Genomic DNA, 15328 nt, shown 5'->3' with positions numbered 1-15328 from the left:
CGCGGCTTTGGAGTGGTAAAGAGCGCCCTAGGGTCACTTTTTTGACGAAGAGTGTCATCGGACTGGTCAGACAGGTCGGAGGGGTTCAACAGGCTGGCTGTCGCGGCGCGCCCTTTACGGCTCGCTGCGCTCGCTCTGCTCGGAGAGAAGCACGATGTCTACCCGGCGGTTCCTGCCGCGCCCTTCGGCATCGCTGTTGTCGGCTACCGGTCGGTATTCGCCGTAACCGGCCGCGGATATCCTGTAGGGATCGAAGTCGGCCTGCTTGGTCAGGTACTGCAGCACGTTGGTGGCGCGCGCGGTGGAGAGCTCCCAGTTGGAAGGGAAGGAGGCGGAACTGATCGGCATGTTGTCGGTATGCCCCTCGACCCGAATCCCGTTGGAATAGCTGGAGAGCGAACTGACCACGTCCTTCAACAAGGCGTAGGAGTCCTGCTTGAGCGTGGCGCTGCCGGAATCGAAGAAACCCGCCTCCTTGAGGCTCACCACCAACCCGCGCGGGGTGACGGAAACGCTTACCTTCGCCTGCGCCCCCACCTTCAGAAGATATGCCTCTATGGCGGTCTTGGTGGCGCGGAAATCCTTCTCCCCTCCCCTGCTCTTCCCGCGCTGCGGGGCCTGGGTCAAACGGTGCATCGAGGGTATGACGCTCATGGAACCGGCGTCGATCACGGTCGGCTTCGCCCCGGCGGAGGTGCTGCTGTAGCCGAACGATTCCCGCATCGACTGCAGCACCTCTTCCGCCTTCTTCTTGTCGGTCTGGCTCATGGCGTAGAGCGTGACGAAGACGGCAAACAATAGGGTGATGAAGTCGCCATAGGAAACCAGCCAGCGCTCGTGATTCGGTTCTTTTTCGTGCTCCTTCTTCCTGGCCATTTACTTCCCCTTCTTCTCGCCGCCGTCGTGCAGGTAGGCCCGCAGCTTCTGCTCTATGAAATGGGGGTTCTCGCCGTTTTGGATGGCTATCAGCCCCTCGATCACCATCTCCTTCTGCAAAAGCTCCTCCTTCAGGCGGTGCTTCAGCTTGGTGCCGAAGGGGATGCAGAAGATGTTGGCGGTCATCAGGCCGTAGATGGTGGCGACGAAGGCGACCGCGATCCCTCCCCCCAGCTTGGAGGGGTCGGAAAGGTTGCTCATGACGTGGATCAGGCCGAGTACCGCGCCGATGATGCCGATGGTGGGGGCGAAGCCGCCGGCGGATTCGAAGACCTCGGCGCTCCCCTTGGCGTGCGCCTCGAAGGATCCGAGTTCTATCTCCATGGTCTCGCGCAGCTTCTGCGGGTCGATGCCGTCGACGACCAGGGAGATCCCTTTCTTGGTGAAGGAGTCCTTCACGGTCTGGGCCTCCTGCTCCAGCGAGATGAGGCCGTTTCTGCGCGCCTTGGCCGCGTAGTTGATGATGTTCTTGATCACCCCCTCCGGATCCTCGTTGGGGGGTATGAAGGCCTTCTTCAGGTCCTTCAGCGCGGTGAGCAGCGTCGGTAACGGGTAGCTGACGAGGGTGGCCGCAGCGGTGCCCCCAAGGACGATGATGGCGGCGGTGGGCTGCAGCAGGGCCGACATGTGCAGCCCTTCCAGGGCGGCTCCGCCGAAGACGGCCCCGATCCCCAGTAATATTCCGATTATGGTCGATAAATCCATGGATGTTTTCCCGGCTTGCGCTCCCCCGGTCTCCGGCACACCCGCGAATCCGGAGCGGCCGTTTTGTGAAAGCGCTTTCGCGCTCCCGCAGGGAAGGTGTGTGGTGTCAGAAGACTACAGGGTGCAGCTCGGATGATACCGTTCCGCGTCCCTGCGGCGCAGGTACCCCTTGGCGACGCTCGACGCGGCCCGGCGGAGAAGGTGCGCCTTGAAATTGGCGATGCGCCCGATCACCACCTTCGCCGGCTCCAGGACCAGGTACCGGTTCCCGTTGGAGAGCGTGATGTGGGTGTCCGGAGTCTCCATGATGATCTCGATCAGGTCCGGGTTCAGGTACATCTCGCTGCCGTCGCGCGTAGTCACCTTGATCATGCGTCCCCCCATGCTAGGTTGCTGTCTTGCAGCCCATGTTTTTCGTTTCGGACGCCGCCGGAAAAGCTTTAGCTCTATCTGCCCGACCCGCGAATCCCTCGCGGTTGGTGAAGCGACGGCCATTTAAAAAGGCCGGGCGAGCCTTTGGCCAGGTCGCTCGGCCCTTTTTCACCGTGAAAAAACGCGACGGCTACCTCATGTAGTCCAAAAGCGAGAGCTGGGAAAGCTTCGCCGTCGCCGAGAGCGCCGCGTTGAAGGCGGTGGTCTTCTGGGAGAGGAGCACCCCGATCTTCGCGTAGTCGACGTTCTGGATGTCGCCGTAGATGTTCTTCAGCGTGTTCTGGTTGTTGGCGATCATGGTCTTCATGTTGTCCAGTCGCACCTGGCGCCCGGCCACGTCGCTGATCGCGGTGGAGACCTGCTGCGCGGCGGCAGCTGCGTTCTTCACGCCGTCGGCGATCCCCGCCTTGTCGTTGGCGCCAATGGCGGTGATCAGGGCGTCAATGGTCCCCAGGATGTTCACCGGGCTCGTCCCCGCGGTGGCGCCGCTGCCCACCGCCGCCGGCGGCGTCCCCCCCAAAAGCAGTTTCCCCCCGGAAACGCCGGTCGGCACGTTGCTCCCCGGCGCGATCTCCACATTCACCACGTCGTCGGTGCCGCTGAAGTTGCCCAGGGTATCGAAGGGGGGGGTGTTCTTGAAGCCGGCGAAGACGTACTGGTCGCCTAAGCGGGTGTTCCCCATGTCGATCAGCTGGCTTTTGAGCTGGGTGAGGTTCGTTACCGCGCCGCTTACGGTGGTGGGATCCTGCGTGCCGCTCACCATGTCGCCGGCGATCTTCTTCACCTGCTGCAAAAGGCCCGACATGCTGGTCAGCGCCGTGCTGGTGACATCGAGCAAGAGGTCCGCCTTGGTGATGTTGGAGCTGTATTGCTCCCCGGCGGCTATCTGCTCCTGCAGGTCGAGAAGCTGGCGCGCGGAGAGAGGGTCGTCGCTCGGCCTGTTGATGTTGAAGCCGGAGGAGACCTGCTCCTGGAGCGTATCGATACTGGAGCGCCCTTTCTGCAGGTTGTAGAGTGCGTTTTCGGCGGTCATACCCGGGGTTACTCTCATCGCTGTCTCCTATCGCACCATGCCGAGGACGATATCCAGCATGTCCGTGGCGGCGCTGATCACCTTGGCGGAGCCCTGGAAGGCCCGCTGGTACTTGGTCAGATTGGTGAGCTCCTCGTCCAGCGACACCTCGGAGTTGGAGGCCCTTAGCGCGTTCAACTGCTTCAGGAAGCTCGCCCCCTGCCCGGCTACGTTCTGCGTCCCCTCGGTATCCACCCCCACCTGCGACACCAGCGAGTTGTAGTTGTTGACGAAGCTCGCCTTACCGGAGATGAAGGGGACGCTCTGGTTGCCGAGAGCGGCGAGCTTGAGCGCGTTCACGTTGTTCCCGCTGCTGGTCGGTATCGGGTCGGTGGCGGTCGGGAAGGCCGCGGCCACCTTGGTCCCGGTGAGCCCCGCGTCGAGCGCGATCGTCCCCGCGCTCAAGCCGGCCGCGGCGAAGAAGTCGTTCCCGGTGGTGCCGTCCAGCGCGTAACCGGTCGAATGCAGCGCGTTGACCCGGGTCACCAGCTGGTCCGCCATCTCGTTCAGCCGGGCCAGGTAGCCGGGGACGATGCCGTCCCGCACCTGCATGGTCCCCCCGAGCTTCCCGCCCACGGTGGCTCCGTCGCCGACGGTGGCGACCAGGGTGTCGGTGGCGGGGACGTTGGCGGGGGGAGGGTTACCCAGTCCGGAAAGCATGATGTCGTTTGCGGCCGGGACGCCGGTGGCGTTGGTGTAGAGGGTGGCGTACCTGGTGCTGTCCACTATCTGGGCACCCCCGGCCAGCGTCACCGAGGCGGTGCCGTCGGCGTTGATGGTGGAGGTGATGGCGACCTGCTGGGAGAGTTTTCTTAAGAGGAGGTCGCGCTGGTCCAAAAGCTCATTGGCGTTGCCTCCCACCGAGGCGGTGGCGAGGATCTGGGTGTTGACCAGGGCGAGGTTTCTCGCGTTGTCGGTCGCCTCGGCGGTGATCCCGACCAGGTTGCTGTCCGCGGTGCTCGCCACCTTGCTCAGGGTGAAATCCATCTGGTGGAAGGAGTCCACGAGGATCTGCGACCTGGTGATGAGCGCCTGCCGCTCGGCGGAGCCGGAAGCGTTGGTGGTCAGGTCCTGCCAGGCGCCGAAGAAGTTCGCCAGCGCCTTCCCAAGGCCGTCCGAGGTCACCTCGTTGAAGGAGGGCTGGATCTGCTCCAGCGCCGTCTGCTTGGCGAGGTTTTCCTGATAGCTGCTGTTGCCGTTCACCATCTGCAGCTGCAGCATGTTGTCGTAGGTCCGCTGCACGGCGGCTATCTGCACGCCGGTCCCCAGGGGGAAGCCGTTGGCGGTGGTGACCGGCTTGGTCTCCATGATCACCTGCTGCCGCGAGTACCCCTCGGTGTTCACGTTGGCGATATTCTCGCCGGTCACCTCGATGGCGAGCCGCTGCGCGGTGACGCCGGAGGAGGCTATGTCGAAGAGTGTGCCGATGCCCATGCTAGATCTCCTTGCTTACGAAGCCGCTGGAACCGCGGCCGTTCACCAGGGCCCCCGCCATGCCGTAGGTGTTCCCGGGATTGAAGAGGCGGTTGAAGAAGTTGACCGAGCGCCCCACCAGGTTCAGCGAGTCCTCGATCAGCCTTTGGTGCAGCGCCAGGGCGCCGTTGAAGGCCTGGGCGTTGGAGAGAATCGACTGCTGCGCGTCCTTCAGCGCGAGCTTTTCGGGTTCCGCCAGCTTCTCGATGATCGGGGTGAGGGTCTTGTTGCCGGGGATCCCGAGCTCCGTGCCGATGGTGGCGATCATCTCCTGGCACTGCGTGGAGAGCCTCGCCATGCGCTGCATCCCCGCGGCGATCTCCTGCTGGTTTTCCTCCATCCTGGCCAGGTCGAGCGAGGACATGCACTCCTGCTCCTCCCGCAACAACCCCTGCAACTGGTCCATGAGTACCCCCTTCTCGCAAAGGGCGGCAATCAGTTCGGCTATCCTTGGCTCCATCGTCTATCCCCCTTAACGCGTCTTGTACGCGTCCATCATCTTTTGCGCCAAAAGCGTCGGCTCCGCGCGGTAGCCGCCGTTTTGCAGCTGCTGCTTCGCGAGCGCCACCCGGTCCAGCCTGACCTCGGGAAGCGATTCCAACTCACCCTTTAGCTTCTGCATCTCCCGCACCTGCGGAGAGAGTTCCACGCGGTCGAAGCTGAGCACCCGCGCCGCCGGGCGCGCCCCCTGCACCAGCTGGGGCGCGGCTTCGTTCTTTTTGAGCGCCTGCGACCGGGAGATGTCGACTACGTACGCGCTTCCTTCAATCCGCATCGGGCACCCCCTTCACGGGAACCGGTTTCGATCCCTGCGTGGTGCGGGAGAGTTCCCTCTCCAGGGTCTGCGCCAGGCCGATGCCGCCGCCTGCGACCGCGGCGCTCGCGTACTCCTGGTCCAAAAGGGAGCGGAAGGTCTCCTCGCCGCGCCCGCCGCCGGTGAGTGAGTCCTTGCCGACGGTCTCCCGCATCGACTTGAGCATCATCGAGACGAACATCGCCTCGAACTCGCGGGCCACCTTCTTGACCTGGGCCGGGGTCTCTCCCCCGCCGTTTCCCGTTTTTTCGGGGCGCCTCCCCCTGGGGTCCTCGACCGGGAGGGCATGCTGAGGAATAGCCGTGATCTCCATGTCAGCTCCTTTGCACCGGGCTACATCACGCTCAGCTCGGCGTTCAGGGCGCCTGCGGCCTTGATCGCCTGCATGATGCCGAGCAGGTCCCTAGGCGTTACCCCCAGGGTGTTCAGGGCGCGCACCACCTCTCCCAGGTTGGCCCCCTCCCTGACCATGGAGAGGTTCACCTTCTCCTCGGCCACCCTCAGGTCCGTCCTCGGCACCACCGTGGTGGTCCCCTGGGCCAGCGCCCTGGGCTGGGAGACCTTGGGGGTCTCCTTGACCACGACGGTCAGGTTGCCGTGCGATACCGCCACGGTCGAGATGCGGACGTTCTCACCCATGACGATGGTGCCGGTCCGCTCGTTCATCACCACCCGCGCCAGGACGTCGGGGTTCACTTCGAGCCGCTCCAGGTTGGCGACGAATTCGACCACCCGGTCCTGGTACTCGGACGGTACCGCGATCTGCACGCTCCCCGGGTCGGTGAGGCTCGCCACCGGTCCCTGAAAGCGCTCGTTGATGGCGCTCGCCACCCGGGATGCGGTGGTGAAGTCGGACTGGTGCAGGTTGAGCTTCAATTCGCGGCGGTTGGCCAAAACGTTCGGGATCTCGCGCTCGATGAGCGCCCCCCCCGGGACCGTCCCCGCCGTCGGGTGGTTCTTCATGGCGCTGGCCGCCTGCCCGCCGTAGGAGAAGGAGTTGGTCAGTACCGCCCCCTGCGCCACGGCGTAGACCTGGTTGTCCGCACCCTTCAAGGGGGCCATCATCAGGGTGCCGCCGGCCAAGCTCTTGGCGTCCCCCATGGAGGAGACCAGGACGTCCAGCCGGTTACCCTGCTTGGCGAAGGGGGGGAGCTGGGCCGTGACCATGACCGCCGCGATGTTCTTCACCGTGATGTCGTTGCGGTTCACGGTGATCCCCATCCGCTCCAGTGCGCCGACCAGCGACTGCACCGGGAACTTGGTCTGGTCCGAGTCGCCGGAACCGTTCAGGCCGACCACGAGGCCGTAGCCGATCAGCTGGTTTTCCCTGACGCCGTCGAACGCCGCAATGTCCTTGATGCGCGCGCCGAAGACTACCTGCGGCAGCAGCAAAAGGACCAGCAGCAGTAACATTTTCCATCGGAGATTGACTTTCACTGGTTCCACCTGAACACTCTTCGGCGCCTGTGTCGATTTCTTGACAACGTCCGCGACCTCACCCCGCAAATAATCCCGCTCTAGAACGGCCATATCTTGTCCAACGCGTTAAGAAGCCACCCCGGCTTTTGCCTGTCGCTGATGATCCCCTTGCCGGAGTAGGCGATCTTCGCGTCGGCGATGAGAGCCGAGCTGATGGTGTTGTCGGCGCTGACGTCGCGCCCGCGCACCGTACCGGTCAAAATGATGATCTGGTCCTCGTTGTTCACCTTGACGTTGCGCCTCCCCTCGATGAGGAGGTTGCCGTTGGGGATCACGTCGACCACCTTGGCCGAGATGGTCGCCTGCAGCGTCTCCTGCCGCGAGGTGGAACCGCTGCCGTCGAACTTGGAGCTGAAGCTTGCGTTCAAGAGGTCCGAGAGGTCGGCCCAGTTCTTGATCGCGGTGGTTTCCAGCCCCAGAAGCTTGGGGATGCCCGCGCTGATCGAGGAGCCGCGGCTGGTCCCGGTGGAGGCCTTCTTGCTGGCGCTCGCGTTCTCGGAGATGACCACGGTGATGATGTCGCCGCGCCGGCGCGCCTTCATGTCCTCGGCGAGCCCCGTCGAGGAGGCCTGCCACAAAGAGCCCGAGGCGTAGCTTACCTGGGGCGCCGGTATCTGCTGGTCGAAGGTCGGGGTCTGCACCTCCGCGCTCTGGTGCGCGCACGCCGCAAGCAGCAATAGCGGCAGCCCCAGGGCCGCCGCCTTTATTTGCGCTTTATTTTTCTTCCACATCTAAAAGTCCACCTTTACCGTGGCCGCGTCTACCACCCGCGCCGCGATCTCCTTTTGCGAGGAGAGGTTCTGCACCGTGATGACGTCGCCCGGGGCTCCCGCCCCCTTGGCCCGGCCGCTCGCCGTTACCCTGACCACGTCGTTCTCCGCCAGGATGGTGACCATCTGCCCGCTCTTCACCACCGGCACTTTTTCCAGATTGTCCTTTCTGACCGGGGTGTTGGCCCGCATGGTCGACTTCACCCTGAGCCCTACCGCCTCGTCCGGCTCCTTCAGGTAGCCGCCGCGCGCAAGGCTCAAGTCCCTTTTGGCGACCGAGAGATCGGAAGCTAAGAGCACCTCGCCCCGCTCCAGGGTCCTTGCCGCCACCACCATATCGGCGAGCGCCTCGACCTCGACCTGTACCGTCTGGTTGCGCTTCACCTGGTCGTCCACCCGCACCACCAGGGCGACCGACGCGTTGCCGTACCCTTCCCAGCGCTCGGGAGCCACCACCTCGAAGCTCACCTTTCCTGCGGGAAGCTTGAGATCGCCGTTGAACCCGATCTTCTTCACGGAAACCCGGGCGGCCAGAGGGGCCGCTTTCTGCATCAGGTAATCGGAGATAGCCGCGCGCACCGTAGCCTCGGTGACCAGGTTTTGCGCGGCCTGGGGGGCCGGAGCGGTCGCCGCGAACGCGGTGGCGCAAAGGGAAAGGGAGGCGGCCGCGGCCAAAAGCCGCATGGCTTTCAAAAGACGCATCAAAATTACCTCTTCAGGCCCGCTGCCTGCTGCAGCATTTCGTCGGAGGCCTGGATCGCCTTGGAGTTGATCTCGTAGGCCCTTTGCCCGACGATCATGCTGACCATCTCTTCCATGATGCTCACGTTGCTGTTCTCGAGGAACCCCTGCTCGATGGTCCCCAGGCCGTTTTGCCCGGCGGTCCCGGTGGTGGCGGCCCCGGAGGAGTCGGTCGGGAGGAAGAGGTTCTTGCCGATGGCGTTAAGGCCTGCGGGGTTAGAGAAGGAGGCGAGTTGCAGCGTCCCTACCGTGGTCGCCGCCGTCTGCCCCGCCTGCTGCACCGATACGGTACCGTCGGTCCCGACGGTGACGCGGGTGGCGTTGCTGGGGATGAGCACCTCCGGGATCACCGGCTGTCCGTCCGAGGTGACCACCCTCCCCTGCCCGTCGCGCTTCAGGGCGCCGGCGCGGGTGTAGGCGGTCGAGCCGTCGGACTGCTGCACCTGCAGGAAGCCGTCCCCCTGGATGGCGAGATCGAGCTCGTTCCCCGTGGCGATGATGTTACCCGTGGTGAAGACCTTGGTCACCGCACCCGGCCTGACACCCAGGCCCACCTGGATCCCGGTCGGGATGGTGGTGGCGTTGGTGGCGGGCGCGCCGGTGGTCTTCTCGGTCTGGTACATGAGATCCTGGAAGTCCGCGCGGCTTTTCTTGAAGCCGGTGGTCGCGGCGTTGGCCAGGTTGTGCGCTACCACGTCTATGTTGAGCTGCTGTGCCTGCATCCCGGATGCTGCGGTCCAAAGGGCCCTGATCATTTTTTTCTCCTTAACGCCGGAACCGGTTTCGGTCGGCGTTTCCGTTCCTGTCGCTTTAAATCAACATCGGGCCGCTCTCAGGCCCTACACCTTGCCCAGGTCGTTCGCCGCCCTGGCGGTCATGTCGTCGTAGCTTTTCACCGCCTTGGCGCAGGTCTCGAAGTAGCGGCTCGCCTCGATCATGCGCGCCATCTCGACCACCACCTTGACGTTTGAGCTTTCCAGGTACCCCTGCTTAACCGAGGCTTGAGTCGGGGCCGGCGCCGCCTGCGGGTTCGCCGGCACGAAGAGCCCCCCGCCGATCTTGGTCAGCTGGTAGGGCTTGGGGAAATCCACCTTGGAGAGGGTCCCCACGGTCGCGCCGTTCACCACTACCTCGCCGTTGCCGGAGACCTCCACCTTCCCGCCGCCGATGGCGATGGAGCCGCCGCTTCCCTGCACCTCGAAGCCGTCGGCGTTCACGAGGCGGCCGGCCTGGCTGCGGAAGAAGCTCCCCTGCCTGGTGTAGGCCGGGCCCTGCGGGGTGTTGACCACGAAGAAGCCGTCACCGTCCAGCGCCAGGTCGAGCGCGTTCTCCGTCCTTTGCAGGGCGCCGGGGGAGTAGTCGGTGGAGTAGCGGTCGTTACTGAAAACTGGCGCCTGCTGTGTCGGGTTTTTGACATTAGCCAGCACGCTTTCGAACTGGATCTGGTCCGCCTTGAAACCGGAGGTGTTGGAGTTGGCCAGGTTGTTGGAGATCACGTCCAGGCGCCGCTGCGCCGACAGGTTCCCGGAAAGGGCCGCATATATGCCGCTGTTCATGCTCCCCCCTAGCCCAGGCGCTTCATCTTGCCGCGCAGCCTGATGATGGCCTGGCTGTGCAGCTGCGAGATTCTTGACTCGGTGAGGTCCAGGACCGCGCCGATCTCTTTTAGGTTCAGCTCTTCGTAGTAGTAGAGCGTGACCACGATGCGCTCCTTCTCCGGCAGGGCGTCGATCGCCTCGGCCAGGCGCTCCACGGTCTGGCGCGCGATCAGCTGGCTCTGCGGGCTCTCGGTCCCCTTGTCCTCCAGGACGTCCAGAAGCCCGAAGGGAGCGCCGTCCTCGTCGTGCCAGGCGTCGTCCAGCGAGACGAAGGAGAGGAGGTGGATCTCCTCCAGGAGCCGGAAGTAGTCCTTCAGCTCCAGCCCCATGGCGAGCGCCACCTCGTCGCTGGAGGGGTTCCTCCCCAGGCGCTGCTCCAGCTGCGAGAACTCGCGCTCCAGTTTCTTGAACTTGTCCCTGAGGCTTCTGGTGAGCCAGTCCTGCGCCCTCAGCTCGTCCATTATGGTGCCGCGGATGCGCTGCTCGGCGAAGGTCTTGAACTGCACCCCGCGGGCGGGGTCGAAGCGCTCGGCCGCGGATATGAGCCCGATTACCGCAGCGCTCCTTAAGTCGTCGCGGTCCAGGTGCGGGGGAAGCGAGGAGGCGATCCGGTCCACGATGAACTTCACCAAGGGGAGGTGGGTGACCACCAGTTCGTCCCTGCTCATCGGCACCCCGCGTTGCGCCTCGTTCTCGTACGCCTTAAGAAGACAGTTCATGGTTCCTCCACAGCTTGCTAGATGCCATCGGGGCGACCGGCATGGGCACCATGTCCGCCGTCCGCTCCGCATTTATTTTCCGGGCCAGATGTTTGAAACCCGCCGAGGCCTTGGCGTCGGGATAGAGGCGGCAGAGCGCCCCCCTCCTCTTCACCGATTCCACCAGGAGTTCGTCGTGCAGGATGCAGCCTGCGTGCTCAAACGAGACTTGCAAAAAGCGTCCCGTTATTGCAGAAAGTTTGGAAAAGAGTGTCACCCCCTCCTGATTGTCGCGGCACATGTTGACCAGGAGCCGGAACTTGAAGGAGCTGTCGCGGCCGGAAAGCGCCTTGATCAGGGCGTAGGCGTCGGTGATCGAGGTCGGCTCCGGGGTCACCACCAGCATGATCTCCCGGGCGATGGAGGCGAAGCTGGTGAGGTTCGCCGCGATACCCGCGCCGGTGTCGATCAGGAAGTAGTCGAAGCGGTCCTCCAGGCGGAGCATCCCCTGCACCAGCGCCACCCGCTCCCTCGGGGAGAGCGACGAGTACTGCTGCATCTCCATCCCCGCCGGCAGCACGCTCACGCCGCCGCCGACGTCGACCACGGTCTCCTCCAGCGCGATCTCGCCAGAAAGGACCTGGCTCATCCGGTAGGGGGTCTGTCTGCCCAGCCGCAGGCAGATGTCGCCTACCCCAGGGTTGGAATCGACGATCAGCACCCTTTGTCCGGAAGCGGCGAGCGAGGCGGCGAGATTGACCACCACGGAGCTGTTGCCGACCCCGCCCTTGCCGCTGGTGACCGAGATCACCCGCAGCCCTTCGCGCACCTGCAGGAGGTCAGGAGTGGGAACCTCGCTTCTGCTGCGGCCGGCCAGCCGCCTCAAAGATTCGGCCTGATCTGTTGCCAGACATGAAACTGTCATCTTGTTGACTCCTGCACCACCAGCGCGGCGAGTTTGCGAGAGCTTGCCACCTCGATGTCCTCGGGCACCTTCTGGCCGGTGCTGAAATAGGAAAGGGGAACCTTGTGCTTCAAATAGGTGTCGACGATGCAGCCAAGGCTCCTGCTCTCGTCCAGCTTGGTGAAGAGAAGCTTCGTAATCGGCAGCGTCCCGAAGGTCGCTATGATCTCGTCGATCTCGCGGGTCCTGGTGGTGGCGGAGAGGCAGAGGTAGACGTCGATGCCGTTGTGTGCCTCCAGGTAACCCTTAAGCTCGTCCAGCCGTTCGGTATCCTTGGGGCTCCTGCCGGCGGTGTCGATCATGATCAGGTCCTTGTCGGAGTGCCTGGCGAGCGCCTTGCCGAGCTCCTGGGAGTTCCCGGCCACCTCCAGCGGCAGGTCCATGATCTTCGCGTAGGTCTTGAGCTGCTCCACCGCACCCACCCTGAAGTTGTCCATGGTCACCATGGCGACCGAGACCCGGCGGTTCAGCGCGTAGAGGGCGGCGATCTTGGCGATGGTGGTGGTCTTCCCCACCCCGGTGGGGCCTACTACCGCGACTATGCGCGGGCCGGTCTTCTTGATGCGCAGCGATCCGGAGCACTTGATCATCCCGGCCAAAGCGTCCGCCATGAGGTTTCTCAGCTCGCCGATGCCGGCGCCTCCGCGCGCGGCGGGCCTGATCGCCTCCATGAGGAGCTCGATCGCCGCGGGGCCTACGTCCTCCCCCTGCAGCTCGGCGGCAAGCGCGTCGAGGAGGAGCTCACCCTGGCTGGCACGCACGCTCTGCTTCGCCTCCCGGACCTCCTCTACCAGCGTGGTCTCCTTTACCGGCGGCAGGGACGGGACGCTCAGCACCTCGAGCTGCTGCTGCAACTGGGCCGCCATGCTCTTCGCTTGGGTGGTTTCAGAGGCGCTCCCGCCCCCGGCGAGGGGGAAGCTCACCAGCCTCGGTTCTTTTTCCTTACCCGAGACGGCGCTGTACAGGAGCTTCTTGATCTCCTCGAGCTCCTCCTTGGCGAAGGTCCTGGGGGCCGGGGTTTCGGCACCCTGCTCGGTTGCCGGCTGCATCGGCTGCAACGGCTCTCGCGGCGCCGCGGCCTCTTTTTTCGAAAGCGCTTCGAGGCGCTGCTTCAGCTCGCGCACCTCCCGCGCCAGCGGTCCCAGCATGGAGTTCTGGAACTCCTCGCGGGTGGAGAGTTCGCGCTCGGGCGGCGCCGGGGGAGCCTCCTCGCGGTATGGGTTGTGACGCGGCTGGGGCTGTCTCGGCTCCAGCGCCGCGGTCACCTCGTAGTACGGCTTGGAGAAAAAGCCAAGGAACCCCTTTTTCCGCTCCTTCTTCGAAGAGAGGATCATGGCGTCCAGCCCCATCTCCGCCTTCACCATCCGTAAAGCCTCCGACATCTCGCCTGCCTGAAAGGTTTTAACTAGCATTGAGCACCACCACGCCTAAAGATTGGATTTTTATGTTCGGCGGGATCTCGTTGTGCGAGATGACCGCCAGGTTGGGCATGTAACGTTCGGTAAGCTTCTTCACGTGGCGCCGTATGCTGGGGGACGCCATCAGCACCGGCAGGACGCCGGTGGCGTCAAACTGCTCGGCGTTTCTCCGGATGGCGGCCAGGATGCGCTGCGCCACCCCCGGCTCTATGGCCAGGTAGCTCCCTTGCTCCGAAAGCTGCACCGCGTCGGCTATGATCTCCTCCACCTCGCGGTCCATGGTGAGGACGCAGAGCGTGTCGTCCTCCCGCTTGTACTGCTCCACGATGTAGCGCCCCAGGCTCTGGCGCACGAACTCGGTGAGCATGTCCGGGTCCTTGGTCACGCCGCCGAAGTCGGCCAGCGTCTCCAGGATGGAGCGCAGGTCCCTGATGGAGACGTTTTCCTTCAAGAGGTTTTTGACCACGCGCAGCACCGTTCCCAGGGAGAGGAGCGACGGCACCAGTTCCTCCACCACCTTCGGGAGCGTGGCGGCGATGCTGTCCAGAAGCTGCTGCAGCTCCTGGCGCCCCACCAGTTCGTGGGCGTGCTTCTTGATGGTCTCGCTGATGTGGGTGGCGAGGATGGTGGTGTTGTCCACGACCGTGTAGCCGGAGACCTGAGCCCTCTCCCGCTCCTTCCCCTTGATCCACACGGCGGGAAGCCCGAATACCGGCTCGGTGGTCTTGATCCCTTCGAGCTGGCCGGTAGCGCCGCCGGAGTCCATGGCAAGGTACTGCCCGGAAAGTTCCCCCCCTCCCACCTTGGCGCCGTTGATCAGGAGGTTGTACTCGTACGGCTTCAGCTGCAGGTTGTCGTGGATATGGATGGGGGGAACGATGAACCCCATGCGGTCCGCCACCTGCTTCCTGATGGAGCGGATCCGGTCCAAAAGCTCCCCCTGCTGGCTTGCGTCCACCATGGGGACCAGGCCGTAGCCGACCTCCAACTCCAGCATGTCCAAAGGCCTGATGGAGCTGATCTGGTCCAGATCCTCGGCGCCTGCCTGGGTCTCGACGACATCCTCGATCTCCGCCTTCTTCTCCACCGCCATCTTGCTCACCAGGTAGGCGACGCCGGAGAGCAGGAAGAAGGCGAAATGCGGCAGCCCCGGGATCAGGGCGAAGACGAAAAGAACCCCGGAGGCCACCTGGAACGCCTTCGGGTAGTTGAGGAGCTGTCCCGCGATCTCGTGGCCGAAGTTGTTCTCGTCGGCCGAGCGGGTAACGATGACGCCGGCCGCGGTGGAGATGATCAGCGCCGGGACCTGGGCCACGAGCCCCTCGCCGATGGTGAGGAGCGTGTAGTTGGTGAGCGCCTGGTCCAGCGCCATCCCCTTCTGCCAGACGCCGATGATGAAGCCGCCGATGATGTTGACGAAGACGATCATGATGCCGGCTACGGCGTCCCCGCGCACGAACTTGCTGGCACCGTCCATGGAGCCGTAGAAGTCCGCCTCGCGCGCGATCTTCTTGCGCCGCTCCTTCGCCTCCTTGTCGGTCAGAAGGCCGTTGGAGAGGTCGGCGTCGATGGCCATCTGCTTGCCGGGCATGGCGTCCAGGGTGAACCTGGCGGCGACCTCGGCGACGCGCCCGGCGCCCTTGGTGATGACCACGAAGTTGATGATGACGAGGATCAGGAAGATGACGGCGCCGACCACGTAGTTGCCGCCGACCACGAACTGCCCGAAGGCCTTGATGACCCCCCCCGCCGCCTCGACCCCTTCGCTGCCGTGCAAAAGGATGAGCCGGGTGGAGGCGATGTTCAGGGCCAGCCGGAAGAGCGTGGTGACCAGCAGGATGGACGGAAACACAGAGAAGTCGAGCGGTTGGATCGTGTAGAGGCAGACCAGCAGGATGACGAGAGCGATGGTGATGTTGGCCGCGAGGAAGATGTCCAGCATGAATGCCGGTACCGGGATGATCATCAGGGACAGTATCCCGATCAGGGCCACCGCCATGTAGATGTCCGAATTTTTCTTGGGTCCTGGTAGCGCCAGGACGTCGGTCGCGCCGTTTGCCATTCGTTGCATCCTTTGCCTGTTCTGTGGAGGGGTACCTCCGGGCAAGGGACACTGTGCAACCGGTATGCCATAGGCGGGAAATGCGGAGACAAGAGTGCCGAATTGGGAAATATCCAATAAATACGGCACTTGAAGGCCCGGGGCCGCCTTTTTCCTTGAAGCGGTC

The 15328-nt window shown here is 64.1% G+C and carries 17 protein-coding genes; all 17 read right to left on the bottom strand.

Features of this window, described 5'->3' with window-relative positions; all coding sequences use genetic code 11:
* Window positions 1–114 precede the first annotated feature (114 nt).
* Window positions 115–876, bottom strand: a complete 762-nt coding sequence (locus K419_RS0108150) for a flagellar motor protein MotB (RefSeq protein WP_026841158.1) — start codon at window positions 874–876, stop codon at window positions 115–117.
* The gene (locus K419_RS0108145) at window positions 877–1641 is read right to left on the bottom strand and encodes a flagellar motor protein (RefSeq protein ID WP_026841157.1); all 765 of its coding nucleotides are present in this window, start codon (window positions 1639–1641) and stop codon (window positions 877–879) included. It lies immediately after the preceding gene.
* A gap of 114 nt (window positions 1642–1755) precedes the next feature.
* Window positions 1756–2013 (bottom strand): flagellar FlbD family protein, encoded by a 258-nt coding sequence (locus K419_RS0108140; protein ID WP_035497027.1) that lies wholly within the window; start codon window positions 2011–2013, stop codon window positions 1756–1758.
* Window positions 2014–2203: 190 nt separating this feature from the next.
* On the bottom strand, window positions 2204–3124 hold the full coding sequence (gene flgL / locus K419_RS0108135) for a flagellar hook-associated protein FlgL (protein ID WP_026841155.1): 921 nt from the start codon (window positions 3122–3124) through the stop codon (window positions 2204–2206).
* 9 nt (window positions 3125–3133) lie between these two features.
* Window positions 3134–4579, bottom strand: a complete 1446-nt coding sequence (gene flgK, locus K419_RS0108130; protein WP_026841154.1) for a flagellar hook-associated protein FlgK — start codon at window positions 4577–4579, stop codon at window positions 3134–3136.
* Window position 4580: 1 nt separating this feature from the next.
* Entirely contained in the window at window positions 4581–5078 is a 498-nt protein-coding gene (locus K419_RS0108125; RefSeq protein ID WP_026841153.1) for a flagellar protein FlgN, read from the bottom strand.
* A gap of 12 nt (window positions 5079–5090) precedes the next feature.
* Window positions 5091–5393 carry a flagellar biosynthesis anti-sigma factor FlgM gene (gene flgM, locus K419_RS0108120; RefSeq protein WP_026841152.1) on the bottom strand — a complete coding sequence of 101 codons (303 nt, stop codon included), beginning with the start codon at window positions 5391–5393 and terminating at the stop codon, window positions 5091–5093.
* The gene (locus K419_RS0108115; RefSeq protein WP_026841151.1) at window positions 5383–5745 is read right to left on the bottom strand and encodes a rod-binding protein; all 363 of its coding nucleotides are present in this window, start codon (window positions 5743–5745) and stop codon (window positions 5383–5385) included. Before K419_RS0108115 ends, flgM begins: the two co-directional genes overlap by 11 nt.
* Window positions 5746–5765: 20 nt before the next feature.
* Window positions 5766–6845, bottom strand: a complete 1080-nt coding sequence (locus K419_RS0108110; protein WP_035497025.1) for a flagellar basal body P-ring protein FlgI — start codon at window positions 6843–6845, stop codon at window positions 5766–5768.
* Between the two features lie 104 nt (window positions 6846–6949).
* On the bottom strand, window positions 6950–7642 hold the full coding sequence (locus K419_RS0108105; protein ID WP_012532188.1) for a flagellar basal body L-ring protein FlgH: 693 nt from the start codon (window positions 7640–7642) through the stop codon (window positions 6950–6952).
* Window positions 7643–8383, bottom strand: coding sequence for a flagellar basal body P-ring formation chaperone FlgA (flgA, locus tag K419_RS0108100; RefSeq protein ID WP_026841148.1), 741 nt, complete (start codon window positions 8381–8383; stop codon window positions 7643–7645).
* A 5-nt stretch (window positions 8384–8388) separates the two neighbouring features.
* Window positions 8389–9177 carry a flagellar basal-body rod protein FlgG gene (gene flgG, locus K419_RS0108095; protein ID WP_015839044.1) on the bottom strand — a complete coding sequence of 263 codons (789 nt, stop codon included), beginning with the start codon at window positions 9175–9177 and terminating at the stop codon, window positions 8389–8391.
* An 84-nt stretch (window positions 9178–9261) separates the two neighbouring features.
* Window positions 9262–9978 (bottom strand): flagellar basal-body rod protein FlgF, encoded by a 717-nt coding sequence (gene flgF, locus K419_RS0108090; protein WP_026841147.1) that lies wholly within the window; start codon window positions 9976–9978, stop codon window positions 9262–9264.
* Between the two features lie 8 nt (window positions 9979–9986).
* Window positions 9987–10739 carry a FliA/WhiG family RNA polymerase sigma factor gene (locus tag K419_RS0108085; RefSeq protein ID WP_012532192.1) on the bottom strand — a complete coding sequence of 251 codons (753 nt, stop codon included), beginning with the start codon at window positions 10737–10739 and terminating at the stop codon, window positions 9987–9989.
* Entirely contained in the window at window positions 10723–11643 is a 921-nt protein-coding gene (locus K419_RS0108080; protein WP_026841146.1) for an AAA family ATPase, read from the bottom strand. The genes K419_RS0108085 and K419_RS0108080 overlap by 17 nt, the downstream gene beginning before the upstream one ends.
* On the bottom strand, window positions 11640–13094 hold the full coding sequence (gene flhF / locus K419_RS0108075) for a flagellar biosynthesis protein FlhF (RefSeq protein WP_026841145.1): 1455 nt from the start codon (window positions 13092–13094) through the stop codon (window positions 11640–11642). The genes K419_RS0108080 and flhF overlap by 4 nt, the downstream gene beginning before the upstream one ends.
* Window positions 13084–15162: a flagellar biosynthesis protein FlhA gene (gene flhA, locus K419_RS0108070; protein ID WP_026841144.1), complete on the bottom strand. Its 2079-nt coding sequence runs from the start codon at window positions 15160–15162 to the stop codon at window positions 13084–13086. Before flhA ends, flhF begins: the two co-directional genes overlap by 11 nt.
* Between the last annotated feature and the right edge of the window lie 166 nt (window positions 15163–15328).

This window comes from Citrifermentans bremense R1 (assembly GCF_000426865.1).
Lineage (GTDB): Bacteria > Desulfobacterota > Desulfuromonadia > Geobacterales > Geobacteraceae > Geomonas > Geomonas bremensis.
The sequence above is the reverse complement of the archived record's forward strand: the minus strand, read 5'-3'. Positions and strand labels throughout refer to the sequence as shown.